The sequence below is a fragment of the Hymenobacter citatus genome, assembly GCF_014333615.1.
Lineage (GTDB): Bacteria > Bacteroidota > Bacteroidia > Cytophagales > Hymenobacteraceae > Hymenobacter > Hymenobacter citatus.
On sequence record NZ_JACSCY010000005.1, the window covers coordinates 42,442 to 68,133 of the forward strand.

Consider the following 25,692-nt stretch of genomic DNA (forward strand, 5'->3'; position numbering starts at 1 on the left):
TGCTTCAAAAGAAGCTATTACTCCTTCACAAGCCGCTGGTGGAAAGTTTTTTGTCCGTCGCTGATGCGCAGGATGTATACGCCTTTGGCCAGGGCTGATACGTTCAGCTCGCCTTTGCCAGCATACGGCACCGCCAGTTTCGCACCGCGGATATCCATTACTTCCACGCCCGCTACGGTGCCGTTGTCGGGCAGGGCAATGACTACGTGGTCGGTGGCGGGGTTGGGGTAAACAGCCACTTGGCGGGTAGGCATTTTGGCATCGAGGGTAGTAGCGCCCGCGAGGCCGGCTATGCCCGTGTTGTCGGCGGCCAGGGTACCACCGGTGATGTTCACAGAGTAGTCTTCAGTTTCGCCGTAGCTGTAGGTGCCGCAGCTGGTGGTGCCCGAGTTATCACTCATTACGATGCGCAAGCGGGTTTTGCCGGTTTTGGCCGAGGCAGGCACCGTAAAGGTGGCACTTAAGGTACCGCTGCTGCCGCTGCTACCACCTACCACGTTCTCGCCGGCGTCCGCAAAGTCACCGTCTTGGTTGTAGTCGATATACACATCCCAGTTTTCGGTATAAGTCGAGGAAGCAAAGCCCGCGCTGAAGCTGATGGTCTGCGACGAGCCAGCTGCAATAGACGTGCTCAGGGCTGTGCCATCGTAGTAGCCGCCGTCTTTGCCCGAGGTGCGGGCAATGCTGCCCAGCTTCACATAGTCAATCCACTCGTAGGAGGTATCAGTACCCTTCGAGGTGCAGTAAGCAACCGTAGTAGGCGGTGGTGTGGTGGTACCACCACCGGAGTAGGCGGCGCCTACCCCCACGGCGTACCATGCATTGGTAGTGGCAATTACCTGCGCCGAACCCGCCCCAAATAAGTCGGCGGCTGCCTGAATGGAGTAGCTACGGGCCGCCGCATAGTTGCTCGACGAAGTGAGGTATACGTCCTCCGTCCGGAAGGCAATTTTGGCCGCGTCGGTGATGCCTACCCCCGTCACGGAGTAGCTATTGCCACCTTCGTTGGTACCGCTCTTGCCCTGCGTCAGGATGTAGAACCAGTGGTTGAGCACGCCCGAGTTGGTATGCACGCCCCCATTATCGGCGGTGCCGGCATACCAATACTGACCTTTGTAGTAAGCTGGCTGACCCATGGCTTTAGGGTCACTCATAGAGCGTAGGGCGGCCTGTTGTTTGTCGATGTCTTCGCCAATGAGCCAGGTGCTTTTGGTGAGGCCGTAACGGGCCGCGTTGTACTGCTCCACGCAGGCCCCCCAGATGTCGGAGAAGCCCTCGTTCATGGCGCCCGACTCGTAGGAATACGTCAGGTTAGCGGTTTTTTCGCATACGGCGTGGCCGATTTCGTGCGCGCATACGTCTAGCGCCGTGAGGGGGCGGAAGCGAGTGCCGCCGTCGCCATACGTCATCACCGAGCCGTTCCAGTAGGCATTCTCGAAGCCTTTACCATCGCCAGGCGTGTCGTCGAAGTGTACGTAGCTCTTGATTTTGGCACCGGCACCATCGTAGCTATTGCGGCCGAAGATGTTCTTCCAATAGTCGTAGGTGGCTTGGGCACCGAAGTGCGCGTCGCCGGCGGCATTGTCGAAGTTGGCGTTGTTGTACTCGGCAGCGGTCCAGTTATTATCGGCGTCGGTGAAGTCGACGGCGCTGGTGTAGCTGTTGCTTTTCCTGCAATTGTAGGTTTCGATGCCGTTGCCGCGGGTGGTTTCGCGCAGGCGGTAGCTGCCGTTGTAGCTATCGGTAGCCACCGAGCGGGTGCCGCTGTAGGCGGTGGCAAAGCTGCCCGTAGCGGCAGCGTGCTTGATGATATCGTCCTTATACACCACCTCGCCCGAATGCGCATCTACATAGAGGTAGGCGCGGCTCACGGGGGCCTTGGCATACACGTTAAACTTCCAGGCTAGCACCGTTTTGGCTTCGCCTTCGCCTACCCCAATCACCACCAGCTCGCCTTTGGGCTTGTAGGTAGCCGCAGGGTCTTGCTCCTGCTCTTTCAGGAAAGCTTCTTCAGCGGCATCCTGCCACATATATTGCCGGGCGCCCACAAAGCGCATGGCCCGCTGCAATGCAGCTTCTTCGGCCAGCGCAGGCTGCACATCCAGCTTATCGATGCGGGTAAGATGACCGCTCAAGCTTTCAATCTGCCCCTGTTTGGCGTGCACGGTGTAGTCGCCGTGCTCTACCCTGATGCCCCGGTAGTACTGTTGGTACTTTTCGTGGACATACCCCAGCGCGTCGGCCGACGTTTTGTTACGTAGCAGCTGGTCGGTGGTAGCTAGTTGCAGCTGTTCGCGCAAGGCTTTGGAGGCTTCACTTAACGAGTAAGTGGTTTTCGCACCGCGAAGCTCTACCAACGTTGGTGCAGCATTTTTAATTGGTTTTCCAGTCACTACAGGCGCATTTTGCTGCGCTTGGGCCGTAGCGATGCTTAGGCCGCCGAGCAACAGCAAGGCGGCAGCAGAGTAGTTTTCTGCCATACAGAGGAGGGTAATTGGAAAGGAAGAAAGGAAATAGAACGATCTGCTAGCAGCAGGTTATCCAAATTAAGAATATTTCAATATCCACGCATACCACTAGAGCAAACGTATTTTTAATTTCTTACTAAGATAGCTCGTTCTATAAAACTGAAAATCCCATTTATAGACTATCCTACTTAGGCCTCTAGTACGTAGTGTGCAATGAGCCTGTTAATTTTACAAATCCGGGAATTTTTTGCTGTCTGGTTTCTTTTACAAAAAGCCAAAATATTATACAATAATTTCACTATGGTAGATTCCAGTCCTACTTTCTCTGCGACTCGCTGGTCGTTGCAAGACCAGATTGCCATTGTTACAGGAGCTTCCAAGGGCATCGGGGCTGCCATTGCCGAGGAGTTGCTGCGGCTAGGTGCTACGGTGCTAGCCGTAGCTCGCACGGCTCCGGCGCTGGAGCAGCAAGTAGCCGACTGGCAAGCCGCTGGCCTGGATGCGCACGCACTGGCCGCCGATGTCAGCCAAGAAGCGGGTAGGCAGCGGGTGCTGGATACCGTGCGCGAGCAATGGGGCCGACTGCATATCCTGGTTAACAACGTGGGCACCAACATCCGTAAGCCTACCGTAGACTACAGCGCCAGCGAGTTTCAATTTCTGCTGGCTACCAATCTCGAATCGACGTTTGCGCTATGCCAGGGCGCCTACCCACTGCTGCAAGCCGCTGAGGGGAGCAGCATTATAAATATCTCGTCGGTAGCGGGGCTGCGGCACGTACGCACGGGCTCCATCTACGGCATGACCAAGGCCGCCATGGTACAGCTCACCCGCAACCTGGCTGTGGAGTGGGCCGCCGACCGCATCCGCGTGAACGTGGTAGCGCCGTGGTACATCCGCACGCCCCTGGCCGAAACCGTGCTCCGCAACCCTGATTTCCTCCATAGCGTGCTCGACCGCACGCCCATGCGCCGGGTAGGCGAGCCGGAAGAGGTCAGTGCTGCGGTGGCTTTTCTGTGCCTTCCCGCCGCCAGCTACATCACCGGCCAGTGCTTGAGCGTAGATGGCGGCTTTGAGGTGAATGGGTTCCAATAATCACGGATTGAAGCGGATTTGACGGATTAGTCGGATTTTGTGGACGGGAGTAATTGGAAGCGTTTGTCATCCTGAGCAGAGCGAAGGACCTTATCACGTTAGAACGAGTCGTTGACACGATGGTCGTTCCCACGTGATAAGGTCCTTCGCTCTACTCAGGATGACAGATAGTGGGAAACTTCTCAGCTATTTAAAGCCGACAGCGCTTTTTCGTACTGTGCCAGCGCTGTGGGCTCGGTGGCCAGGTAGAGGAAGGGCTCTATCAACTCCAATTCCATCAGCACCAGCTCACCGTCGATTTCCACCCCGTCTACGCGGGCGTAGAGGCAGGCGGGGGCAAACTGCTGCACAATGGCATCGGCGGTGCGGCGCAGGTGCTCCGGCGCGGGCCGTGCCTGAATGCCGCCACCCAGGTAGTGCTGCACCCGGAAGTCGCCAGACTTGGGGGTTTTCAGCACGCAGTGGCTGTACTCACCCCCCAAATACACCAACGACCACTCGCCCTGCTCCTGAATCTGGGGTAGGAAGGGCTGCACCAGAAAGTCTTCGTGCTGGAGCAATTCGTTCAGGTCGGGCGTGCGGATGGAGGACTCGCCGCGCAGTAGGGCAAACGTATTTTTGGCGCCGCCACTCACGGCTGGCTTCACCACCAAGTGGTCAGTTTGCAAGGCGGCGTGGGCGGCTTCGGTATCAAAATGACTGCCGCGGGGCAGCCACTGGGTAGGCACAATGCGCACGCCGGCCTGCTCCATATCGCGCAGATAGCGCTTGTTGGTGTTCCAACGCACCACAGCGGCGGGGTTCAGCATGCGCACTTGCAACTGCTCCATCTGGTCCAGCCACAGGTAGAACTCCTCAATGCGGTCGAAATAGTCCCAGGGTGATTTCAGGAGCACCACGTCGTATTTTTCCCACTCCACGGCTGGGTTGGTCCACACGCGCGGCTCCACGTGGTGGCCCTGCGCGCGCAGGTAATTCGTGAGTAAGCTGTCTTCGTCTTCTACATTGGGCGCGGCATACTGAGCCAGGATGTCGCAAGTAACTAAGGCAATATTCATCGCAGATTGTGCGGATTAAATGGATTTCGCGGAGGGTTGCGGGTAGGGCGCGAGGTGCTGGTAGTGGCGTAAAGCGTCATTTCGACCAGCGGGAGAAATCTCGCGTGCTGATGCTAGATACTATCATCTAACGTCGGCACGCGAGATTTCTCCCGCTGGTCGAAATGACGTTCTATTATGTACCTACCGTTTCGCGCCTAGGTAGTCGGCGGCGAGGGTGGCTAGCGTCGTTACGCCCAGCGTCAGGCCGCTTTCGTCTACGAAAAAATTGGGGGTATGATGCGGGGCCGTATCTGCCGGGTTTTTCCCCTTGGGCATGCCGCCCACAAACACAAACAAGCCGGGCACTTTCTCCTGGAAGTAGGCAAAGTCCTCGGCGCCGGTTACGGCCTTCTGCTCCTGCACGTTGGCAGCACCCGCCACGGCGCGCAGGGTAGGCGCCATTTGGGCCGTCAACTTTGGGGCGTTGTAAGTCACGGGCGTATAATTCACGATTTCCACCTCGGCGGTAGCGCCGGCGCTGCTGGCAATGCCGATAGCCACGCGGCGCACATCGGCCCACAGCTTCTGCTGCATGTCTTTGTCTAGGGTCCGAATGGTGCCCGTTAGCTCCACTTGCTCGGGAATGATGTTGTTGCGCACGCCGCCGTGCACCATGCCCACCGTCAGCACGGCCGCGTCTTTCGTCAATTCTGTTTGGCGGCTGATGATGGTTTGCAAGCCCAGGATAATCTGCGCGGCCGTTACCACCGGGTCCACGCTCAGCCAGGGGTAGGCCCCGTGCGCCGACTTGCCTTTCACTTTGATGGTAAACACATCGGCGGCGGCCATTTCGCCGGTGGGGCGGTAGCGCAGGTTGCCTACCTCTGTTTGGGCGTTGATGTGCAGACCAAACACGGCATCTACCTTGGGGTTCATCATCACGCCTTCCTGCACCATTAGCTTGGCGCCGCCAGTTTCGCCGGGCAGGGAGCCTTCTTCGGCTGGTTGAAAAATGAACTTCACAGTGCCGGGCAAGTCCTTTTTCACTTGGCTCAATACCTCGGCTGCGCCCAGTAGCATGGCCACGTGGGTGTCGTGGCCGCAGGCGTGCATCACGCCCACGGGTTGGTTGTTGTAGGTGGTCTTCACCTGCGAGGCGAAGGGTAGGCCGGTGGTTTCCGTCACGGGCAGGCCATCCATATCGGCGCGCAGAGCCACCACGGGGCCGGGTTTGCCGCCGCGCAAAATGCCTACTACCCCAGTGCGGGCCACGCCGGTTTGCACCTCAATGCCCAGCTTTTTGAGGTGGTCGGCAATGATGCCGGCCGTGCGGGTTTCCTGATTGCCCAGCTCGGGGTGCTCGTGGATGTCGCGCCGCCAGGCAATCACCTTGCTTTCTTCTTGCGCCGCCAGTTTGGCAATGCGGGCGTTGAGGGCGGCGTTTTGGGCCAGGGCCGGCAGGGTAGTCAGCGCCAGAGCGGTAGTGAGCAGAGTAGAAGAACGAGGCATAGGCAGTGGATAGAGGGCATGAAAAAACGTCCTAAAGTACACCGATGGCACCACTTTCGCATACCTGCCGCCAGACTGTTATTTTTGTATTGAATGCGCTCCTTTTTAGTGCGGCGTTCTTTCTCGCATGCTCGTTCATAGTTCCTCTGCGGCCCCACCGGCACGCCCACTCACCTGGGCTGCGACCCGAAATTCTCCTGTTTTTCGTCGGCAGTTGCTTCTTGTGCTGTTGCTCCTGCTGGGGATTTCCTGCGTGCTGCCTGCCTTCTTTGCCTTCATTCAGGCGCGGCCGGGTACGGTGCTACCCGACCCACTCCTAGACGTCCTACCCGCCCGCGACGTATCTGCACCCACCTTCGAGGTTATCTACCTGAGTATTGCAGTGGCTTTGGTGTACCTGCTGCCTCGCCCTACCCTATTGCTGCGGGCGCTGTGGGCCTATGCCTTCCTACATTTGCTGCGCGTAGCCACGCTGTGGCTACTCCCTCTGGAAGCCCCTACCCATCTGTTAGTGCTACACGATCCAGTAGTGGAGCGCTTCTTCTATGCATCTGCCACTCCCATCACCAAAGACCTGTTCTTTTCGGGGCACACTGCCACGCTGGCCCTCCTGGCCCTGGCAGTGGGTAGGAGCCGGCTGCGTCAAGTGCTGGCCGTTCTGACAGCGGTAGTAGCTACGCTGGTGTTGGTACAACACGCGCATTACACCTACGATGTGCTGGCCGCCGTGCCGTTTGCTTTCGGCTGCAATTGGCTGGCGGGGAGAGTGGTGAAATAGTGAGGTAGTAAAATGGTGAGGAGGTGAATGTAAAAACGCCTGTCATCCTGAGCTTGCGAAGGACCTTCTCACGCGTGAACGAGTCGTTATTACGTCTATCGTTCTTCGGGTATAAGGTCCTTCGCAAGCTCAGGATGACAGGCGAGTGATTACTCAATATTCACTACCTCACCACTTCCTACAAATGCTTCTCATAAATACCAGCCGCAATCTTCTCTGTCAGCGACTTGGGTACGAAGCTGGTGAGCGTGGCTGAAATCTTGTTGAGCGCACCCGGAATCAGCTCGGCCTCGCCGGCCAGTAGGGCTATTACAGCGGCTTTGGCTACCTGCTCTGGCGTCATCGAGACCTTGTTGGCGGTGGCTTGCAGCGCGTCGTTCATGCCGGCGCGATTGGCGAAGTCGGTGGTAGTAGAGCCGGGGCTGAGGCAGGTGACGGACACCGGCGAGTTGCGCAGTTCATAGCGCAAGCCGCGGCTGAAGCTGAGCAGAAACGCCTTGCTGGCCGCGTAGAGCGACAGGGTAGGCACGGCTTGGTAGGCCGCCGTGCTGGCTACGTTCAGAATATAGGCTTTGGGCTGACGGCGCAGCGCGGGTAGCAGGCGGTGCGTCAGCTCCACGGGTACTTGCATGTTTAGGCGCAGCATTTGTTGCTGCTCATCCAGGCCTAGTTCTTCAAACCTACCCCACAGTCCGTACCCGGCATTGTTTACCAGCACAGTCAGCTCGGGCGCGGTAGCAAGGGCCCACTCCGCCACGCGGGCCGGGCCATCAGCCGCAGCCAAATCAGCGGCCAGCACGTGCGCCTCTACCCCGAACTGCTGACGCAGGGTAGCGGCTACCGTTTCCAAAGCCGCTTCGGAGCGCGCTGTGAGCAGCACGTGGTAGCCGCGCCGCGCCAGCTCCGTGGCAATGGCCTGCCCAATGCCCCGCGAAGCGCCGGTGATAAGTGCCGTTTTCATGGGTTTATTTTTGGTTTGACCCTCATTTCGACCAGCGGGAGAAATCTTGCGTGCTGACATCAGGTAACAATTACAATAGCACGCAAGATTTCTCCCGCTGGTCGAAATGAGGGTCGAATTGGCCCTAAGGCTACTTTACCAAGTGTAGGAAGCGTAGGTAGAAGGGTGTAGGGCTTTCCTCGTTTTTGGGTTCGTATTTGCCCGAGATGATGGGAATGTACATCACGCGGCGGCGCGATACCTCGCCTACCAATGGCGAACGGGCCACGCGGTGCCACATGCGGCCGTCGTGCACGGTCAGGTCGCCGGGCTCGGTTTCTACGGCTATTTCGTTGGGGTCTGAGTCTACGTCTTTGTAGTATTTCTTGCGAAACAGCATCTTCCGTAGGCTTTGCGTATGCGTGCCTACCAGCAGGCGTAGGCCGCCGTTTGTAGCCGGCGTGCCATCGAGGTGCACACCCACGTTCAGCATCGGCCCGATGCGCTTGCCGTAGAATACGTCGCGCAGGGAATCGGTATGCCAGCCCATTTGCGAGAACTCCGAGCCCGTTACGTTCACGTAATGATTGATAACGAGGCCGTCCTTTTCGTTTTCGCCGATGCGTCCGCCGGGTGCTTCCAGCAGCGGAAACAGCGCCTCAAAGCGCGGGTCTTTCAGGAATTCGTGCAGCACGGGGCTATGGTGCGAGGCGAAAGCAAACCGCTGCACAATGGACTGCCCATCTACATCCTTCCCGTATTTAATAGGTACGCCGTTCACTTTCTCTACGCCCTCGGCCAGCCACTTGCGCTGCACGTCTTCCGACGCACGTAGCAAATCCTGCACCGTATCGGGGGTTAGAAAAGGTCGAAAATGCAGAAATCCATACTGCCGAAAAAACTCCAGTTGCTCCGTGGTCAGCGTATTACCTAAAGTGAAGCGGGGATAATTCTGAAGAGATGACATAAGGCAAAGTAGAAACAACACCCCTTCCGGGGTAGGCGGCAAAGATACTCACACAATCCTAGCCGTTAGATGCGGACATAAAACATAAAAAACGGAGATTGTTTCGAATAAGCTACAATAAAGCTGGTTTGCGCTGCGTGAAGATGACGTGAACAGCTCCCACGCACTCCATAAATAGCCTTACAGAAGTTCCCTTATGGCGTAACATGTGCGTCTGCAATAAGCTCCACCCTCCCAACGTAACGTACTCTACACAACTATCTATATTGTCTTTATGCTGTTCCTACCTATCCTCAACGTGCACCTGCACGCTTGCCCCGCAGACTGGCACCAAATGGCGCCCACCAGCCAGGGTCGCCACTGCGCCCACTGCAACCGCGAGGTAATAGACTTCACCAACAGCACCGCCGCCGACTTGGAAGCCGCCCGCGCCGCCGCACCCGGTGGCCGCCTGTGCGGGCGTTTCCGGCAGGATCAGCTGGCCGCGGTTCCGCAGCCGCAATTGCGCCCCAAGCTGCGGCGGTTTCTGGTGGCGCTGGTGCTGGTGTGCGGGTTGGGGTTGTCTGGCAGGGAGGCGTGGGCGCAGGTGCAGGCGGGGGCATCAAAAGCTGTTTCGCTCTCTAAAACTACGAAGCAATCGACCTTATCCGACGATCTGAAACCATTACCCGAGCCGCCGAAACCTCTTGAATTGCCGGTCAATGCTACCCAAGAGAAAACAGCGGAAGATCAAATTGTCATCGGCAAACCCTACAGTTATGTAGGAGAAAGTCCTGAATTTCCAGGTGGCGTAACAGCAGCTCTGGAATTTATCAGGCAGAATGTCCATTACCCGGCAAAGGCAACAAAGCCGGGCATTGTTTTCATCACCTTTTCAGTCACAAGAACTGGTCAGATAGAGGATGTTCGAGTCATCAAAGGCGTGGAGCCAGCGCTTGATGCGGAAGCTCTACGAGTAGTTCGCTCAATGCCGTGCTGGATTCCTGCCCGGCGGGATAATCAACCCATTAGGGCAGGTGCAACAGTGCCTGTGAAGTTTGAATTGCCGGCGTCTTCTTTGCCTATTTCAAAATAAAACTACTACCTCCTGATATTAGGGTCGTCTCCACCGCCTATTTCATCTATGTCTTACCAGCTAACCGCTCTGCTTCAGGTGTGCCCAAAGAAACAGTGGTTTCTTCTTGTGCTGGTGTGCACGTTGAGCCTGTTGGCTAGATGCAGCTTTGCGCAGATGAGTGAGGAAACCAGACAGAATATGGCTGTAGCCGGCAACGCCAGCGTAGTGGGTTCCGTTGGTTCACTACCAATGAAAGAGTATGATTTACCCATCAACCTGCCGAAACCAGTAGAGTTTCCTCGTCTTGTATGCTTTTTCGGCGAACCTCCGGAATTTCCCGGCGGATTCAACGCTTTGCTTCAATTTATTGGACAGAACATCCGCTATCCAGCAGACACGACGATAACGGGCCGGGTATTCGTTAGCTTCGTCATCACAGAAACGGGCCAAGTTGCTAACGTACGACTTGCTAAAGGACTAGCACCAGCGTTTGATGAGGAAGCGTTACGGGTTATTAAATCGATGCCCAATTGGAATCCTGGTAGAAACAACGGTAAACCGGTCAGCTTTCCTTTTACTGTTCCGATTGGCTTTGCCAAGGATTTGCCGCCCCCCTTGCGCAAAAAAAGAAAAACTAAAAGATAAAATATCCTCACTATGCCCACCTCCCTACCCCACTCCCTCCGCCTCCTTGGTTTCCTGCTGCTGCTCACCGCTACCGCCCACGCCCAAACGGCCACGCCGGCACCCATGCCGAACGCAGTCAAACCGCAAAAGCCGGATATGTCCCTGCTGGATGGCGACAAGATCTATAACTACGTGGAGCAGATGCCCGTCTACCTCGACGGTGGACAGGATGGCCTGCAAGCCTTCGTGACCAGCCACGTGGCTGGCGGCGCAACCAGCGGACCGCGGGCCTACGTCACCTTCATCATCGACAAAACCGGCAAGCTTCGGCGGCCAGCGTTGGGGGGCACCTACATCGAGTCGGAAGAAGCGGTGGCGCCGGCGCTAGCCGAGGCTTTCCGCACCGTGGGGCAGTTTCGGCCGGGCCGGCAGAACGGCAAGCCGGTGAACGTGATGCTTACTATGCCGCTGGTGAAGCGGGTGAAAGCCAGCAAGTAGCCGCCTACCCCGCCGTATTATTTTATCTGTCATCCTGACGCAGGAAGGACCTTATCACGCCAGCACACGGACGTTCAATGATTTGTGCTAACGTGGTAAGGTCCTTCCTGCGTCAGGATGACAAAACTTTTGTGTTATTCCCCTTTCAGCACCCTACTTCCCTGCCGCACCCGCGCCAGCTTGGCTTCGATTTCCGCCAAGCCCAGGTTGTGCACGCTGCCCAAGTGAGTGGTCTGGAATTCCTTGTGTGGCACGTAAGTACCGTCATTCACGGCGCGGCCTACCTGTTGGTAGGCTTCGCGGAAGGGTGTGCCGGTTTGGATGAGCTGGTTGATATTCTCCACCGAAAACACACCATCGTACTTGTCCTGAGCCAGCAGGTTGGGCTTGATGCGCAACTGAGGTAGGGCAAACAGCACGATGTCCAAAATGTCCAGAAACTGCGTCATCGGCTCGAAGAGCAGCTCTTTCAGAATCTGGAAGTCGCGGTGGTAGCCGCTGGGCAGGTTGCTGATGGTGAGCGTGATGGTGTTGGGCAGCGCCTGCAAGGCATTGCACCGTGCCCGAATCAGCTCAAACACATCGGGGTTTTTCTTGTGCGGCATGATGCTGCTGCCCGTGGTGAAAGCGGCCGGCAGCTCCACAAATGCTAGGTCCTGGGAGTTGTAGAGCACCAGGTCGTAGCTCATCTTGGCCAAGGTAGCGGCGCACCCGGCCAGGGCAAAAGCCAGCGTTTTTTCCGTCTTGCCGCGTAGCATCTGGGCACCCACGCTGCTCACGGCCAGGTTGCCAAACCCCAGCTCCTGCGTGGTCTGCTGGCGGTTGATGGGGAAGCTGCTGCCGAAGCCCGCCCCGGAGCCTAGCGGGTTCTGGTCGGCCACCGTGTGGGCAGCTTCAAACAAGGCCAAGTCCAGCAGCAGGTGCTCGGCATAGGCCGAAAACCACAGCCCAAAGCTACTCGGCATGGCCGCCTGAAAATGCGTGTAGCCGGGTAGCAAATCGGTTTTGTGCGCCTCGGCCTTTTGCAGCAACACTTCGGCCAGCTGCACGATTTTGGCGGCGGCACGTTCGGTGTAGTCCTTCAGAAACAGCTGAATAGCCGTGAGTACTTGGTCGTTGCGGGAGCGGGCGGTGTGGATTTTCTTGCCCGCGTCGCCGAACTTCTCCGTGAGGTAGGATTCGATTTTGGAGTGCACGTCCTCAAACTCCTCTTCAATGGTGAACGTACCGGCTTCCACCTGCTCGCCCAGCTCCGTGAGGCCCTGTTGCAGCTGCTGGTTTTCCTCTGCCGAAAGCAGCCCTACCCCGGCCAGCATGTTGGCCTGCGCCTTAGAGGCCAGCACGTCGAACTTGGCTAGATACAAGTCCAGCGCCCGGTCTTGGCCGATGGTGAACTGTTCGATTTTGGCATCTACCGGAATGCCTTTTTCCCAGATTTTCATACGATTAGCCTCACCCCTAGCTCCTCTCCGAAGAGAGAAAGAATAGGTTTATGTTTTGAAATGTAGCGTTGAGTAAGTAATGCGAAGCTCTGCTTCGCGACCGTGTGAACGACATACATACACTGCTTTTGCCTTATGGCGCGAACGGTCGCGAAGCAGAGCTTCGCGTTACAGCTCTAGCCCTTGCAGCAGTTCTACGTAGCCCTGCACCCCACCGCGAATCTCGCTTAAATAAATAAACTCATCCGGCGTGTGCGAGCGGGCCGAGTCGCCGGGGCCGATTTTAACGGTCGTAAATGGCATCATCGACTGGTCAGAAAGCGTAACGGAGCCGAACGTGCGCCTACCCAGCGCCAACCCGCGCTGCACCAGCGGGTGCGCCAGCGCAATGCGCGAGGAGTTGAGGTGGGTGGAGCGCGGCGTGACTTCGGCCCCTACCATCCCGCGGATGATTTCCACTACTTCCTGGTTGGTATACAGCTCGTTGGTCCGCACGTCTACCACAAACGTGCAGCGGTCGGGTACCACGTTGTGCTGGGTGCCGGCCTGAATCTGCGTTACGGAGAGCTTCACCGGCCCCAGCAGCTCCGACACGCGGGAAAACTGGTAGTTGCGTAGTAGCTGCACGTCGTCCAACGCCTTGTATAGCGCGTTGTCGCCTTCCTCGCGGGCGGCGTGACCGGTGCGGCCGTGCGCCACGCAGTCGAGCACGACCAAGCCCTTTTCAGCCACGGCCAGGTCCATCCGCGTCGGCTCACCTACGATGCCCAGATCAATCTTGGGCAGCAGGGGCAGCAGGCGGCGGATGCCGTTGGCACCCGACACTTCCTCCTCGGCCGTGATGGCGCAGATCAGGTTGAACGGCAGCGGGTTTTCCTCGAAGTAGAGAAAGGCTGCCAGCAGGCTCACGGCTGAGGCACCGGCATCATTACTACCCAGGCCCGTGAGCTTATCACCCTCCACGGTGGCCCCGAATGGGTCATACGTCCAAGAAGCACCGGGCTTCACGGTATCATGGTGAGAGTTGAGCAGCACGGTGGGGCGGCCGTCCTGCCAGTTGCGCGACACGGCCCACACGTTGTTGGCGTCGCGGTGCACCTCGGTGCTGTGTGCCTGTAGAAACTGCTCCAGCAGCGCGGCCGTATCGGCCTCCTCCCGCGAGTAGGACGGCACACGAATCAATCGGATGAGCAGTTGAACCGCTTCCTCGGCCAAGTGGTCTACTAGCTCCGGCATAGCACGGTTTTCACAGGTTCGTTGATTTTCAGTGCGTTTTCGATGATGACTTTCTCTACCCCCGCATCCAGCGCGGCAAAGGCGTTTTCCAGCTTGGGCAGCATTCCGGCCGCAATGGCGCCACTGGCTTTCAACTCCTGAAAAAGCACGGGCGTGATTTGCGGAATCACGGAGCTATTATCGTTCACATCACGCAGCACGCCGTCTTTCTCAAAGCAGAAGTGCAGCGCTACCTCGTAGAGCGGCGCCAGGGCGCGGGCCAATACACTGGCAATGGTATCAGCGTTGGTGTTGAGCAGCTGACCTTGGCCGTCGTGGGTAATGGCGCAGAACACAGGCGTGAGGCCCGCGCCGAGTAGGGTTTGCAGCAGCTCGGTATTCACGCTCTGGTCGGTTAGGTCGCCCACGTAGCCGTAGTCTACCGCGCCTACCGGGCGACGGGTGGCGCGCAGCACGTTGCCGTCGGCACCGGAAAGGCCTAGGGCATCGGTGCCGTGCGCTTGCAGCAGGGCCACCAGCAGCTTGTTGGTTTTGCCGGCGTAAAACATCGTCACCACGTCCAGTGTGGCGGCGTCGGTCACACGGCGGCCATTCACCATTTGGGGTTCAATACCGAGGCTTTGCAGCAGGGTACTAGCGCCCTTACCACCGCCGTGCACTAGTACCTTGTGGCCGGGGAGGCGGTGAAACTCGGCTACAAACTGGTGCAACTGCTCCGGATCGTCGAGCACACCGCCGCCTATCTTGACTATTTTCAGTTGTTCTTTCATCGCGAATGGAAGGAGTACGCAAAGAACGTCATTTCCATTAGCGAGCGAAATCTGGCTTGATAGTACTGCCCTGCTGAGCTTGTCGAAGCATCTTTACCGCTTCGTTACGGTCAACGGAGAATTGCTCACAGTAGCGATGCTTCAACAAGCTCAGCATAACGGTTATTACCTAACGTCAACACGCGCGATTTCTCCCGCTGGTCGAAATGACGTTCTCACACACCAGCATGCGCAAACAAAATTTTGTCCTAGAAAATGAACTGCTACGGCCGGCACGTGTTATATAGCCGAACTAGAATAGTTCTATTCGGCAGGTACCCTTAACGTCTTGATTACGTGCGGCTGCCGATACCGCCAAGCGCTTTGGCGCGTTCCTTGCACAATCTTTTTCACCCCCATGTGATTTTCGCAACGCTGACAACGGCTTGATTAAGAATTGGTTAATTCCACAACCAAGCAAGGCTATTTTCAGTAAACGCTTGCAATATCCTCTACGGGGTTTATGTTTGCAAAAATTTTCCGCCGTGCACCTAACCTGCTCGGTAGCTGGCGGAAATAAACTCAACCGAAATGATGCGACGACGGGTGTAGGACAGTTATTCATGCGCTGATTGCGGGCCTTCTGGCGGCCCTATCAGCCCGGCTACCAGCTTATGCTGTACTAGCCGGATATGGAAGTCCTACCCGAGTACCCGTCCCGCCGGCCCCGGTTGCCTAAAACTGCCATTTCTGGCAGCAACGGCTCTCTTTTCGCATTCCTGCTTTTCGAGACATTTTGCCTACCTCTGTAGGCAAGCATCGCCGTATCTCCATGAACTTACGCGTCGCTACTTTCGCCGACATTCAATATGTCGATACCCTCTGCCAATGGTACGTTGAGTCGGCCAAGACGCGAGGCACGGGCATCGCCAAGCGCGACCCCAATTATCTGATTAAGAAGATTCAAAACGGTGACGCCATCATCGCCTTCGTGGACGATGAGCTGGCCGGCTTCTGTTACATCGAGACGTTCGACGATGCCAAGTTCGTGGTGAACTCCGGCCTCATCGTGAACACCGAGCTGCGCAAGGAAGGCTTGGGCCGCGCCATCAAGCACGAGGTGTTCAAACTCTCGCGCACCAAGTACCCGGCGGCTAAAATCTTCGGCATCACCACCAGCGCCGCCGTGATGAAAATCAACTCGGAGCTGGGCTACCGCCCCGTCACCTTTCCAGAGCTGACGCAGAGCGACGATTTCTGGAAAGGCTGCATGAGCTGCAAGAATTACCACATCTTGCAGGAAAATGAGCGCAAAATGTGCCTCTGCACCGGCATGGTCTACGACAACCTGAATGACCAGTACGGTAAGGTTGTGCAGGAATCTATCGAGATTCTGCGGTAGTGCTCTTTGCGTAGAAAAACGTCATGCTGAGCTTGTCGAAGCATCTCGCTCGCATCGTTGGGTTAGTTGCGCAACGTCAGCACGCGAGATGCTTCGACTCCGCTGCGCTGCGCTCAGCATGACATTCTACTAAATTCCCTCTCCCTTACTTTCGCAACCATCCTCCAACTCCTAGAAATGAAGAAAAAGGTAGTCTTAGCCTATAGCGGCGGCCTCGACACGTCGTATTGCGCCGTGTATTTGTCGCGCGAACTTGGGCTGGAAGTCCACACGGTAATTGTAAATTCGGGCGGTTTTTCGCCTGAAGAATTGGCCGCCATTGAGAAGCGCGCCTACGAATTGGGTTCCACCACGCACGAGGTGATTGACGTGACGGAGCGATTCTACCACGAGTGTGTGCGCTACCTGATTTTCGGGAATATCTTGAAGAACGATACGTACCCGCTGAGTGTGAGTGCCGAGCGTATGTTTCAGAGCCTGGCCATTGCCGAGTACGCCCGCAGCACCGGGGCCGAGTACATTGCCCACGGCAGCACCGGCGCCGGCAACGACCAGGTGCGCTTCGACGTGGCGTTTGCCGTCATTGCGCCCAACACGGAAATCATCACGCCCATCCGCGACCTGAAACTCTCGCGCCAGCAGGAAATTGAGTACCTGCAAAGCCAGGGCTTCGAGATGAGCTGGGAAAAGGCCAAATACTCCATCAACGTGGGCATTTGGGGCACCAGCGTGGGCGGCGTCGAGACGCTGACCTCGCGCCAGGCCCTGCCCGAATCAGCCTATCCTACCCAGCTTACCCAGACGGAGCCCACCAGCATCGAAATCACCTTCGAAAAAGGTGAGCCGGTAGCGCTAAACGGCGAGCAGATGGCCCCCGTGGCCCTCATCCAAAAGCTCAACGACCTGGCCGGCCAGTACGCCATCGGCCGCGACACGCACGTGGGCGACACCATTCTAGGCATCAAGGGCCGGGTAGGCTTCGAGGCGCCCGCCCCGCTGATTCTGCTGAAAGGCCACCACTTGCTGGAAAAGCACACCAGCTCGCGCTGGCAGCAGATTCACAAGGAATACGTGGCCAACTGGTACGGCACGCTGCTGCACGAAGCCCAGTACCTCGACCCAGTGATGCGCGACTTCGAGGCGTTGCTGGAGTCGTCGCAGGAGCGGGTGTCGGGCACGGTGTTCGTGAAGCTGAAGCCCTACCAGTTTGAGCTGGAAGGCATCGAGTCGAAGTACGACATGATGCAGTCGAAGGTGGCGACCTACGGCGAGGAAAATAACGCCTGGGACTCGCGCGACGCACGGGGCTTCATCAAGATTTTCAGCAACCAGCTGCGGATTCATAGCTCGTTCAACGAGTAACCTAGTGGTTCGCCCTCCGTGGGCGCCTCACCCCCTAGCCCCCTCTCCGAAAAAGGAGAGGGGGACTAGCTCTAGTTTTTAGTCTTTCTTTTTTAGCTCTAGCTTTTTGCGTTTGCGCTGCCGTGGCTCCCCCTCTCCTTTTCGGAGAGGGGGCCGGGGGGTGAGGCGCAACGCCAGAACATGCAAAATAACAACATCAAAGTCGGCATTGTGGGCGGCGCGGGCTATACGGCCGGCGAGCTGATTCGCCTGCTGCTGCACCACGAATACGCGGAACTGAGCGCCGTTGTCAGCTCGTCGAATGCCGGCAACCCCGTGTACCAGGTGCACGACGACCTGGTGGGCGACACCGACCTGCGGTTTGCCACGGAGCTGGCCGGCGACGAAGACGTGGTGTTCCTGTGCCTGGGCCACGGCAACTCCAAGGCGTGGCTGGCGCAGCACCCGCTGCCCGAAACCACTGCCGTCATCGACCTCAGCAACGATTTCCGCCTGGAAGCCGACGCCGAGTTTGAGGGTAGGGAGTTTGTGTACGGCTTGCCGGAGCTGAACCGCAGCCGTATCCAGCAAGCGCAGAGCATTGCCAATCCGGGGTGCTTTGCCACGGCTATTCAGCTGGCGCTCCTACCCCTGGCCGCGGCGGGCAAGCTCACGGATGCCGTGCACGTATCGGCCATTACGGGCAGCACCGGCGCGGGTCGGGAGCTGACAGACACCACCGGCTTCACCTGGCGCACCGGCAACATCTCCATCTACAAGCCCTTCAAGCACCAGCACCTGGGCGAGATTGGTGAGAGTCTGCGGCAGTTCCAGCCCCAGGCCGAGGTCGACATCAACTTCATTCCCTACCGCGGCAACTTCACGCGGGGCATCTTCGCCTCGGTCTACACGCCTTCGGAGCTGACGCAGGACGAGGCGCGGGCGCTGTACCAGCAGTTCTACGCCGACGCGGCTTTCACCACGGTGTCGGACAAGGAAATCCACCTGAAGCAGGTAGTAAATACCAATAAGTGCCTGCTACACGTGCAGAAATTTGGCAAGCAGCTGCTGATTACGTCGGCTCTTGATAACCTGATTAAAGGTGCTTCGGGGCAGGCGGTGCAGAATATGAACTTGCTGTTTGGGCTGCCGGAGAAGACAGGGCTGGGGTTGAAAGCGGCGTTGTTTTAATTGGTCACAGAATGAGTGCCGCAGATGTAATTGGACAAGCAATATGGTTTAGCATACCGTTGACGCCTCTAATTACTATTCCTCTTTTGTGGCGATTAAAAGAGGTCTCAAAAGTGGTTAGAATCACCATAGCTCTTTTTCTAGCCTTTTTGATTTCGGCGGTTTTCTACTGTATAAGTCTTTCAATACTTTTTAGAGACGGAATGGGGCCTTCTTAAAGACGGCTTACCTCTTATTTAACGAATTTCAGATGGACCTCTTCAACGTTTATCCGCTCGTCGATATCACGCCCGTGCGGGCGCTGGGGGCGAAGCTGTGGGCCGACAACGGGCAGGAATACCTCGACTTCTACGGCGGCCACGCTGTGATTTCCATCGGGCACAGCCACCCGCACTACGTGCAACGCCTCACCGAGCAGCTGCAAAACCTGGGTTTTTACTCCAACTCGGTGCAGATTCCGATTCAGCGGGAGCTGGCCGAGAAGCTGGGCGAGGTGTCGGGCTACCCGGAGTACGGGCTGTTTCTGTGTAACTCGGGTGCCGAGGCCAACGAGAATGCGCTGAAGCTGGCGTCGTTCCACACCGGTAAAAACCGCGTGCTGGCGTTTAAGGGAGCGTTTCACGGCCGCACGTCGGGCGCGGTGGCGGCTACCGACAACCCCAAGATTGTGGCGCCCTTCAACGCGGGGCACGCCGTGAGCTTCCTACCCTACGACCTGGCCGAGGTGGAGCAGGCCCTGCAAGCCGGCGACGTGTGCGCGGCCATCATCGAGCCCATCCAGGGAGTAGGCGGCATCATCATGCCCTCCGACGAGTTCCTGCGCGGGCTGGCGGCGCTGTGTCAGCAATACGGCGCCCTGCTCATTGCCGATGAGGTGCAGTGCGGCTACGGCCGCAGCGGCAAGTTTTTCGCGCACCAGTGGGCGGGCATCCGGCCCGACGTTATTTCGGTGGCGAAGGGCATGGGCAACGGCTTCCCCATCGGCGGCATCCTGATTGCGCCGCACCTGAAGGCGTCGTATGGACTGTTGGGCACCACCTTCGGCGGCAACCACCTGGCCTGCGCCGCCGCGCTGGCGGTGCTGGAAGTCATCGAGCAGGAAAACCTACTAGAGCATGCCCGCGAGTTGGGCGCCTACCTGCGCCAGGAGCTGGAAGCCAACGCCGGCGCCGAGGAAATCCGCGGCCGGGGCCTGATGCTGGGCATCAAGTACGACTTCCCCGTGAAAGAGGTGCGCGACAAGCTGCTCACGGAGCACCACATTTTTGTGGGCAACGCCTCCGACCCCGGCGTGCTGCGCCTGCTGCCGCCGCTGAATATCACTAGGGAGGAGGTAGACCGGTTTTTGGAGGCGCTGTACACACTTATTCCGGCGGAGGCGAGGAAGTAAGCGACTTGTGGCCTAACTTGCAGCCCCAATGAGTAGCACGACGAAGCTCACGAGCCAAGCTCCCCTTCTGATTAGCTGCACGCTGCCATTGGCTACCAGTTCGCAGCAGCCGGCTGGTTCTTTCCCTGAAAGAACGGCCATCCCCTTTTCCGTGCCGCAGTCGTGCCCGCCCGACTTCCCGATGCCTGACATCTGGAAGCGGCAGTGCGCTGGACTTCGTGAAACGCATTCCTTCGCTCCCGTTTGGCTTACCTCCTGCTTCGGCTGGAACAGACCCCTGGTTTTCGGTCCTGTTCCAGCCGAAAAAATATCGGGGCGGTTCACCCCACCCCTAGCCCCCTCCCCTCCGGGAGAGGGGAACTAGCTCTAAAAAATAGTTTTAGTTTTTAGCCTACCTCCACACTAGCTCTACAGCTAGAAGCTAGTCCCCCTCTCCCCTAGGAGAGGGGCTAGGGGGTGAGGCGCCCACCAGAACGACATGACCCAGACAGTAAAACTCATCCTCGAAGACGGCACCGAAATCCAGGGCAAATCCTTCGGCGCCTTCACCTCCGCCGCGGGCGAAGTCGTGTTCAGCACGGCCATGACCGGCTACCCCGAAAACCTCACCGATCCGTCGTTTGCCGGGCAGATTCTGGTGCTCACCTACCCCATGGTGGGCAACTACGGCGTGCCTGGCGAAGATCTGTACGAGTCGATTTCCAAGATTTTCGAGTCGGACAAGATTCACATTGCTGGGTTGGTAGTGAACTACTACTCCGAGGAACACAGCCACTGGCACGCCGCCAAGAGCCTGGGCGACTGGCTGGCCGAGTACAACATCCCCGGTATTTTCGACGTGGATACACGCCTGCTCACCAAGAAGCTACGCGAGAAAGGCGCCATGCTGGGCAAAATCGTGGCCGAGGAAGACGTGCCCCTGCACGACCCCAACCAGGACAACTTGGTGGCCCAGGTGAGCCCCACCGAGGTGAAGCACTACGGCAGCGGCAAAAACAAAATCGTGCTGGTGGACTGCGGCACCAAGACCAACATCATCCGCTGCTTCCTGGAGCGCGACGTGGAGCTGATCCGCGTGCCCTGGGACTACGACTTCACTACCCTCGACTACGACGGCCTGTTCCTCAGCAACGGCCCCGGCGACCCGAAGATGTGCGAGCCAACCATCAGCAACCTGCAAAAGGCCTTGCAGCAGGACAAGCCCATCTTCGGCATCTGCCTGGGCTCCCAACTCATGGGCCTGGCCGCGGGCGGCGACACTTTCAAGCTGAAGTACGGCCACCGCAGCCACAACCAGCCCGTGAAGCTCACCGGCACCCAGCGCAGCTACATCACCAGCCAAAACCACGGCTTCGCCGTGGATACCGACACCCTACCCGCCGAGTGGACCATGCTGTTTGAGAACCTTAACGACGGCACTTGCGAAGGCATCAAGCACGTCTCGAAGCCGTTCTTCTCCACCCAGTTTCACCCCGAAGCTGCCGGTGGGCCACAGGATACGGAGTTTATGTTTGATGACTTTTTGAAGGCGGTAGAGGAGTATAAGGAGGGGAAGTAGAAAAGCTGAGAAAGAATGTCATACTTACCTGAGCGCATTGAAAGTAAAGCATGGCGTGCCTTTCTCCTCCTTCTTCACTTCCTAGACCATTACCCTTATGCAAGCAAAAGGTAGAGGTTTTCCGAACTGGGGGTATATGCTGTTGGGTCTTTTGGCTTTCGCCGCGTTCTATTTTGTCAGGACGATGGGACAGCAGACACTCATGAAAGCAATGCTTGGTGAACCAGCTGATTTGATTGCAAAAGCCATGAGTTCAGCCAGAGTTTCTCCCCGGATAACTAGTCGAACTGGGAGAATAACAGCCAAAAACTTTAAGGTTGAGAACCTGAATGCCAAAAAAGACTCTCTTGTTTTTCGCTTTTTATTGGATGGTGAACGCGCCGATGCAAGTATCAAAATCTGGATGACCAAACGACCGTCCGGCAACTGGGAGATAGTGAGAAGCGACACTCTCTTTACTGAATAAAACCTACCCTGCCATACAGGGGATCGGCCGTAGCCGACTTTATACGACTGCCTTTTAACATAACCGTTCCAGCGGTTTGTGACCCACCTCTTAGAATGAACAAACCACAAAAAGTCCTGGTCCTTGGCTCGGGCGCGCTGAAAATCGGCGAGGCCGGCGAATTTGACTACTCCGGCTCGCAGGCCCTGAAGGCTCTGAAGGAGGAGGGTATTCGTACCATCCTCATCAACCCCAACATCGCCACCGTGCAGACGTCGGACAACATTGCCGACGACGTATACTTCCTGCCCGTGACGCCCTACTTCGTGGAGGAGGTCATCAAAAAGGAGCAGCCCGATGGGATTTTGGTAGCCTTTGGCGGCCAAACGGCCCTGAACTGCGCCGTGGCCCTATACCAGGGCGGCATCTTCGAGAAATACAACGTGAAGGTGCTGGGCACGCCGGTGCAGAGCATCATCGACACCGAGGACCGCGACATTTTCAAGGACAAGCTCGACCAAATTGGTGTGCTCATTGCCCGCAGCCGGGCCGTGACGACTATGGACGATGCGTTGAAAGCCGCCGAAGAAATCGGCTACCCCATCATCGTGCGGGCGGCGTTTGCGCTGGGCGGCCTGGGTAGCGGCTTCGCCAACAACGACGACGAGCTGCGCGCTTTGGCCGAGAAAGCCTTCACTACTTCCGACCAGATTCTGGTAGAGGAGTCGCTGAAAGGCTGGAAGGAAGTGGAGTACGAAGTGGTGCGCGACCAGTATGATAACTGCATCACGGTCTGCAACATGGAGAACTTCGACCCCATCGGTATCCATACCGGGGAGAGCATCGTGGTGGCGCCGTCGCAGACCTTGAGCAACCGCGAGTACCACAAGCTGCGCAGCATCGGCATCAAGACCATCCGCCACTTGGGCATTGTGGGCGAGTGCAACATTCAGTATGCCTTGGACCCGTTCTCGGAGGAATACCGCGTGATTGAGGTGAATGCGCGCCTGTCGCGCTCCTCGGCGCTGGCCTCCAAGGCCACGGGCTACCCCTTGGCGTTTGTGGCCGCTAAGCTGAGCCTGGGCTACGCGTTATCGGAGCTGAAAAACAGCGTGACGCAGACGACTTCAGCCTTCTTCGAGCCGGCTTTGGACTACGTGGTGTGCAAGCTGCCGCGTTGGGACTTGGGCAAATTCTCGGGCGTGGCGCGGCAGATTGGCAGCAGCATGAAGAGCGTGGGCGAGGTGATGAGCATCGGCAAATCGTTCGAGGAAGCCATCCAGAAAGGCCTGCGGATGCTGGACACCGGCAAGCGCGGCTTCGTGGCCAACCCCGCCGAAACCGTGGATGCCACTACCATCGACAAGCTCCTGAGCGAGCCGAACGAGGAGCGCATCTTCGCTATCAACCTGGCGTTTGAGGCGGGCTACACCATCGAGCGGGTACACGACCTCACCAAAATTGACCTGTGGTTTTTGCAGCGCCTCTACACCATCTTCCAGCTGGGCAACCAGGTAGGCGAGCTGGACTCAGCCGAGGCCCTACCTTACGAACTGCTGCGCGAAACCAAGAAGGCCGGCTTCTCCGACCAGCAACTGGCCGTGAAGCTCTACGGCAACCAGGACGTGAAAGCCAACGAGCTGGTGGTGCGCGAGCAGCGCAAAGCACTGGGCGTGCTGCCCGTAGTGAAGCAGATTGACACGCTGGCGGCCGAATTCCCGGCTCAAACCAACTACCTCTACACCACCTACCACGGCACCGAAAACGACCTGGAGCCCGAAACCGACAAATCGGTGGTGGTGCTGGGCTCGGGCGTGTACCGCATTGGCTCATCGGTGGAGTTTGACTGGTGCGGCGTGAATGCCGCCCAAACTGCTACCGAGGAAGGCTACAAGTCTATCATTATCAACTACAACCCCGAAACCGTTTCGACGGACTACGATGTATCGGACCGGCTCTACTTCGAGGAGCTGAGCTACGAGCGGGTGATGGACATTCTGGACTTCGAGCAGCCCAGCGGCGTGATTCTGAGCACCGGCGGCCAGATTCCGAACAACCTGGCTACCCGCCTGGCCGACGCCGAGGTGCCGGTGCTGGGCACCGCCCCCGCCCGTATCGACGAGGCCGAAAACCGCCATAAGTTTTCCTCTATTCTGGATGAGTTAGGCATTGCCCAACCGCGCTGGCGCGAGCTGACGACTCTGGATGCGGTGTACGAGTTTGTGCAGGAGGTAGGATTCCCGGTGCTGATCCGGCCGAGCTACGTGCTGTCGGGCGCGGCCATGAATGTGGTGTCGAACCGCGACGAGATGGTAGCCTACCTGGATCTGGCCTCGGCGGTTAGCGCCGAGTACCCGGTGGTGGTATCGGAGTTCATTCAGGATGCCAAGGAAATTGAGCTGGACGCAGTAGCCGACCACGGCGAGATTGTGAGCTACGCCATTTCTGAGCATGTGGAGTTTGCCGGCGTGCACTCCGGCGACGCCACCATGTACTACCCGCCCCAGCGGGTGTATGTGGGCACGGTGCGCAAGCTGAAAACCATTGCCGAGCAGGTGGCCAAACGCTTTGAAATCAGCGGGCCGTTCAACATTCAGTTCTTGGAGAAAAACGGCGAAATCCGCGTGATTGAGTGCAACCTGCGGGCTTCGCGCAGCTTCCCCTTCGTGTCGAAGATTTCGGGCCACAACTTCATCAAGAAAGCCACCAAGGTGCTGCTGGGCCTGCCCGTGGAGCGCGACGCCAGCGAGCTGGTATACGACTCTACCTTCGTGGGCGTGAAGGCCTCGCAATTTTCCTTTCCCCGCCTGCAAGGCGCCGACCCGGTGATGCGCGTGGACATGACCTCGACCGGCGAGGTAGGCTGCCTGGGCGACACCTCGGAAGAGGCGCTGCTGAAGTCGCTGCTGTCGGTGGGCTACCGCATTCCCAAGCAGTCGGTGCTGATTTCCGGCGGGCCGATTGCCTCGAAGGTGGCGCTCCTGTCCGCCGCGAAGCTGCTGGTGCAAAAGGGCTACACGCTCTACGCCACCCAGGGCACGCACCGCTTCTTCGCCGAAAACAGCGTGCCCTCCCAACTCCTCTTCTGGCCCGATGACTACCAGGAGCCGAACGTTATCAGCTACCTGCGTGAGAAGAAAATCGACCTAGTCATCAACATCCCCAAGAACCTGACCAAGGGCGAGCTGGACAACGACTACAAAATCCGCCGCACAGCAGTCGATTTCAACACGCCGTTGATTACGAATGCGCGCTTGGCCAAGGCGTTTATCAAGGCGTTCTGCAAGCTGGAAATGTCGGATCTGAAGATCAAGAGCTGGAACGAATATAAGGCGCAGTAGAGGCGCGAAGCTCTAATTTGATGAAACCGTTGAATGGCCTGATCTTGGGTTATTCAACGGTTTCTTTTTTACACCATAGACTGTTACGTAATGAAGATCCTATGTATAGTTGGCTTATTCCTTTGCTTATGCAGCCAAACGTTAGCTCAGTTCCCGGAGCATTGGCAGCAGCCAACCATACTGCCTGGTGAAGGCACCGATCGGGTTATTTTATACACAACTGATAGCGCGCAAATAGCCTTGCGTGCAATAGCTGCTTTACTGCAAGCCCAAGGTTTTCAAATTGCTTATCAGAAGCAAATAGGGCTTTCTGCCGATTACCTTACCCTGGCTAATGGTTCAGAAAATCGAAAATTGGGTGCAGTGACTATGACAGTGGTTATTTCTCAAACAGTACCCGGCATCCTTACATTAAGTGGAAGCAGCATAACCAATACTCATAGTGCATCCCGTAATGCCAACCCTCGAAAGCGCAAATCCAACTCGGAAGCATGCGCTTTCGGGAAGTCAGGCAGCAAGGCTGCGCAGGCAGGATTTAATTTACTGGTTACAACAGCAAAGGCTTATCCTAATGGTCGTGTTATGTATTTGAAGACTCAGTAATGTGCTTCATTGAGT

At 57.5% G+C, this 25,692-nt stretch carries 21 protein-coding genes; 13 read left to right on the plus strand and 8 right to left on the minus strand.

The window, feature by feature from the left end:
* Window positions 1-17: 17 nt before the first annotated feature.
* The gene (locus H8B15_RS08300) at window positions 18-2,480 is read right to left on the minus strand and encodes a M4 family metallopeptidase (RefSeq protein WP_187319215.1); all 2,463 of its coding nucleotides are present in this window, start codon (window positions 2,478-2,480) and stop codon (window positions 18-20) included.
* A gap of 288 nt (window positions 2,481-2,768) precedes the next feature.
* On the opposite strand from H8B15_RS08300, the gene H8B15_RS08305 reads away from it, so the two are divergent.
* Window positions 2,769-3,563, plus strand: a complete 795-nt coding sequence (locus H8B15_RS08305) for an SDR family oxidoreductase (protein ID WP_187319216.1) — start codon at window positions 2,769-2,771, stop codon at window positions 3,561-3,563.
* A 182-nt stretch (window positions 3,564-3,745) separates the two neighbouring features.
* On the opposite strand, the gene H8B15_RS08310 is transcribed toward H8B15_RS08305, so the two are convergent.
* Window positions 3,746-4,621 (minus strand): ATP-grasp domain-containing protein, encoded by an 876-nt coding sequence (locus H8B15_RS08310; protein WP_187319217.1) that lies wholly within the window; start codon window positions 4,619-4,621, stop codon window positions 3,746-3,748.
* A gap of 183 nt (window positions 4,622-4,804) precedes the next feature.
* Window positions 4,805-6,112 carry an amidohydrolase gene (locus H8B15_RS08315; protein ID WP_187319218.1) on the minus strand — a complete coding sequence of 436 codons (1,308 nt, stop codon included), beginning with the start codon at window positions 6,110-6,112 and terminating at the stop codon, window positions 4,805-4,807.
* Between the two features lie 223 nt (window positions 6,113-6,335).
* On the opposite strand from H8B15_RS08315, the gene H8B15_RS08320 reads away from it, so the two are divergent.
* Window positions 6,336-6,890 (plus strand): phosphatase PAP2-related protein, encoded by a 555-nt coding sequence (locus H8B15_RS08320; protein ID WP_187319219.1) that lies wholly within the window; start codon window positions 6,336-6,338, stop codon window positions 6,888-6,890.
* A 178-nt stretch (window positions 6,891-7,068) separates the two neighbouring features.
* Here the strand turns inward: H8B15_RS08320 and H8B15_RS08325 are convergent, their stop codons facing one another.
* Window positions 7,069-7,851, minus strand: coding sequence for an SDR family NAD(P)-dependent oxidoreductase (locus tag H8B15_RS08325; RefSeq protein ID WP_187319220.1), 783 nt, complete (start codon window positions 7,849-7,851; stop codon window positions 7,069-7,071).
* A 130-nt stretch (window positions 7,852-7,981) separates the two neighbouring features.
* Window positions 7,982-8,797 (minus strand): phytanoyl-CoA dioxygenase family protein, encoded by an 816-nt coding sequence (locus H8B15_RS08330; protein WP_187319221.1) that lies wholly within the window; start codon window positions 8,795-8,797, stop codon window positions 7,982-7,984.
* Window positions 8,798-9,071: 274 nt separating this feature from the next.
* Between H8B15_RS08330 and H8B15_RS08335 the strand changes: the two genes are divergently transcribed.
* Genes H8B15_RS08335 through H8B15_RS08345 form a run of 3 tightly spaced genes read left to right on the plus strand, consistent with a single transcriptional unit; the run spans window position 9,072 to window position 10,979 of the window.
* Window positions 9,072-9,872 (plus strand): energy transducer TonB, encoded by an 801-nt coding sequence (locus H8B15_RS08335; RefSeq protein WP_187319222.1) that lies wholly within the window; start codon window positions 9,072-9,074, stop codon window positions 9,870-9,872.
* A 48-nt stretch (window positions 9,873-9,920) separates the two neighbouring features.
* Window positions 9,921-10,499 (plus strand): energy transducer TonB, encoded by a 579-nt coding sequence (locus H8B15_RS08340; RefSeq protein WP_187319223.1) that lies wholly within the window; start codon window positions 9,921-9,923, stop codon window positions 10,497-10,499.
* Window positions 10,500-10,511: 12 nt separating this feature from the next.
* Window positions 10,512-10,979 (plus strand): hypothetical protein, encoded by a 468-nt coding sequence (locus H8B15_RS08345; protein ID WP_187319224.1) that lies wholly within the window; start codon window positions 10,512-10,514, stop codon window positions 10,977-10,979.
* Window positions 10,980-11,113: 134 nt separating this feature from the next.
* On the opposite strand, the gene argH is transcribed toward H8B15_RS08345, so the two are convergent.
* The 3 genes from argH to argB all read right to left on the minus strand — a co-directional run bounded on the left by argH (window position 11,114) and on the right by argB (window position 14,427).
* Window positions 11,114-12,421, minus strand: a complete 1,308-nt coding sequence (argH, locus tag H8B15_RS08350; RefSeq protein WP_187319225.1) for an argininosuccinate lyase — start codon at window positions 12,419-12,421, stop codon at window positions 11,114-11,116.
* A 168-nt stretch (window positions 12,422-12,589) separates the two neighbouring features.
* Window positions 12,590-13,657, minus strand: coding sequence for a M20 family metallo-hydrolase (locus H8B15_RS08355; protein ID WP_187319226.1), 1,068 nt, complete (start codon window positions 13,655-13,657; stop codon window positions 12,590-12,592).
* A complete protein-coding gene (gene argB / locus H8B15_RS08360) occupies window positions 13,645-14,427 on the minus strand; it encodes an acetylglutamate kinase (protein ID WP_187319227.1) in 783 nt (260 codons plus the stop codon). The genes H8B15_RS08355 and argB overlap by 13 nt, the downstream gene beginning before the upstream one ends.
* 811 nt (window positions 14,428-15,238) lie before the next feature.
* Between argB and H8B15_RS08365 the strand changes: the two genes are divergently transcribed.
* The 8 genes from H8B15_RS08365 to H8B15_RS08400 all read left to right on the plus strand — a co-directional run bounded on the left by H8B15_RS08365 (window position 15,239) and on the right by H8B15_RS08400 (window position 25,677).
* The gene (locus tag H8B15_RS08365) at window positions 15,239-15,808 is read left to right on the plus strand and encodes a GNAT family N-acetyltransferase (RefSeq protein WP_187319228.1); all 570 of its coding nucleotides are present in this window, start codon (window positions 15,239-15,241) and stop codon (window positions 15,806-15,808) included.
* A 177-nt stretch (window positions 15,809-15,985) separates the two neighbouring features.
* Window positions 15,986-17,170 carry an argininosuccinate synthase gene (gene argG / locus H8B15_RS08370; RefSeq protein ID WP_187319229.1) on the plus strand — a complete coding sequence of 395 codons (1,185 nt, stop codon included), beginning with the start codon at window positions 15,986-15,988 and terminating at the stop codon, window positions 17,168-17,170.
* 180 nt (window positions 17,171-17,350) lie between these two features.
* The gene (gene argC, locus H8B15_RS08375; RefSeq protein ID WP_187319230.1) at window positions 17,351-18,340 is read left to right on the plus strand and encodes an N-acetyl-gamma-glutamyl-phosphate reductase; all 990 of its coding nucleotides are present in this window, start codon (window positions 17,351-17,353) and stop codon (window positions 18,338-18,340) included.
* A gap of 250 nt (window positions 18,341-18,590) precedes the next feature.
* Window positions 18,591-19,730 (plus strand): aspartate aminotransferase family protein, encoded by a 1,140-nt coding sequence (locus tag H8B15_RS08380; RefSeq protein ID WP_187319231.1) that lies wholly within the window; start codon window positions 18,591-18,593, stop codon window positions 19,728-19,730.
* Between the two features lie 478 nt (window positions 19,731-20,208).
* Complete coding sequence (carA, locus tag H8B15_RS08385) at window positions 20,209-21,288, plus strand: glutamine-hydrolyzing carbamoyl-phosphate synthase small subunit (protein ID WP_187319232.1); 1,080 nt, start codon at window positions 20,209-20,211, stop codon at window positions 21,286-21,288.
* A 97-nt stretch (window positions 21,289-21,385) separates the two neighbouring features.
* Window positions 21,386-21,754 carry a hypothetical protein gene (locus H8B15_RS08390; protein WP_187319233.1) on the plus strand — a complete coding sequence of 123 codons (369 nt, stop codon included), beginning with the start codon at window positions 21,386-21,388 and terminating at the stop codon, window positions 21,752-21,754.
* 95 nt (window positions 21,755-21,849) lie between these two features.
* Window positions 21,850-25,074, plus strand: a complete 3,225-nt coding sequence (gene carB, locus H8B15_RS08395; RefSeq protein ID WP_187319234.1) for a carbamoyl-phosphate synthase (glutamine-hydrolyzing) large subunit — start codon at window positions 21,850-21,852, stop codon at window positions 25,072-25,074.
* A 90-nt stretch (window positions 25,075-25,164) separates the two neighbouring features.
* Window positions 25,165-25,677 (plus strand): hypothetical protein, encoded by a 513-nt coding sequence (locus H8B15_RS08400; protein WP_187319235.1) that lies wholly within the window; start codon window positions 25,165-25,167, stop codon window positions 25,675-25,677.
* Window positions 25,678-25,692 lie beyond the last annotated feature (15 nt).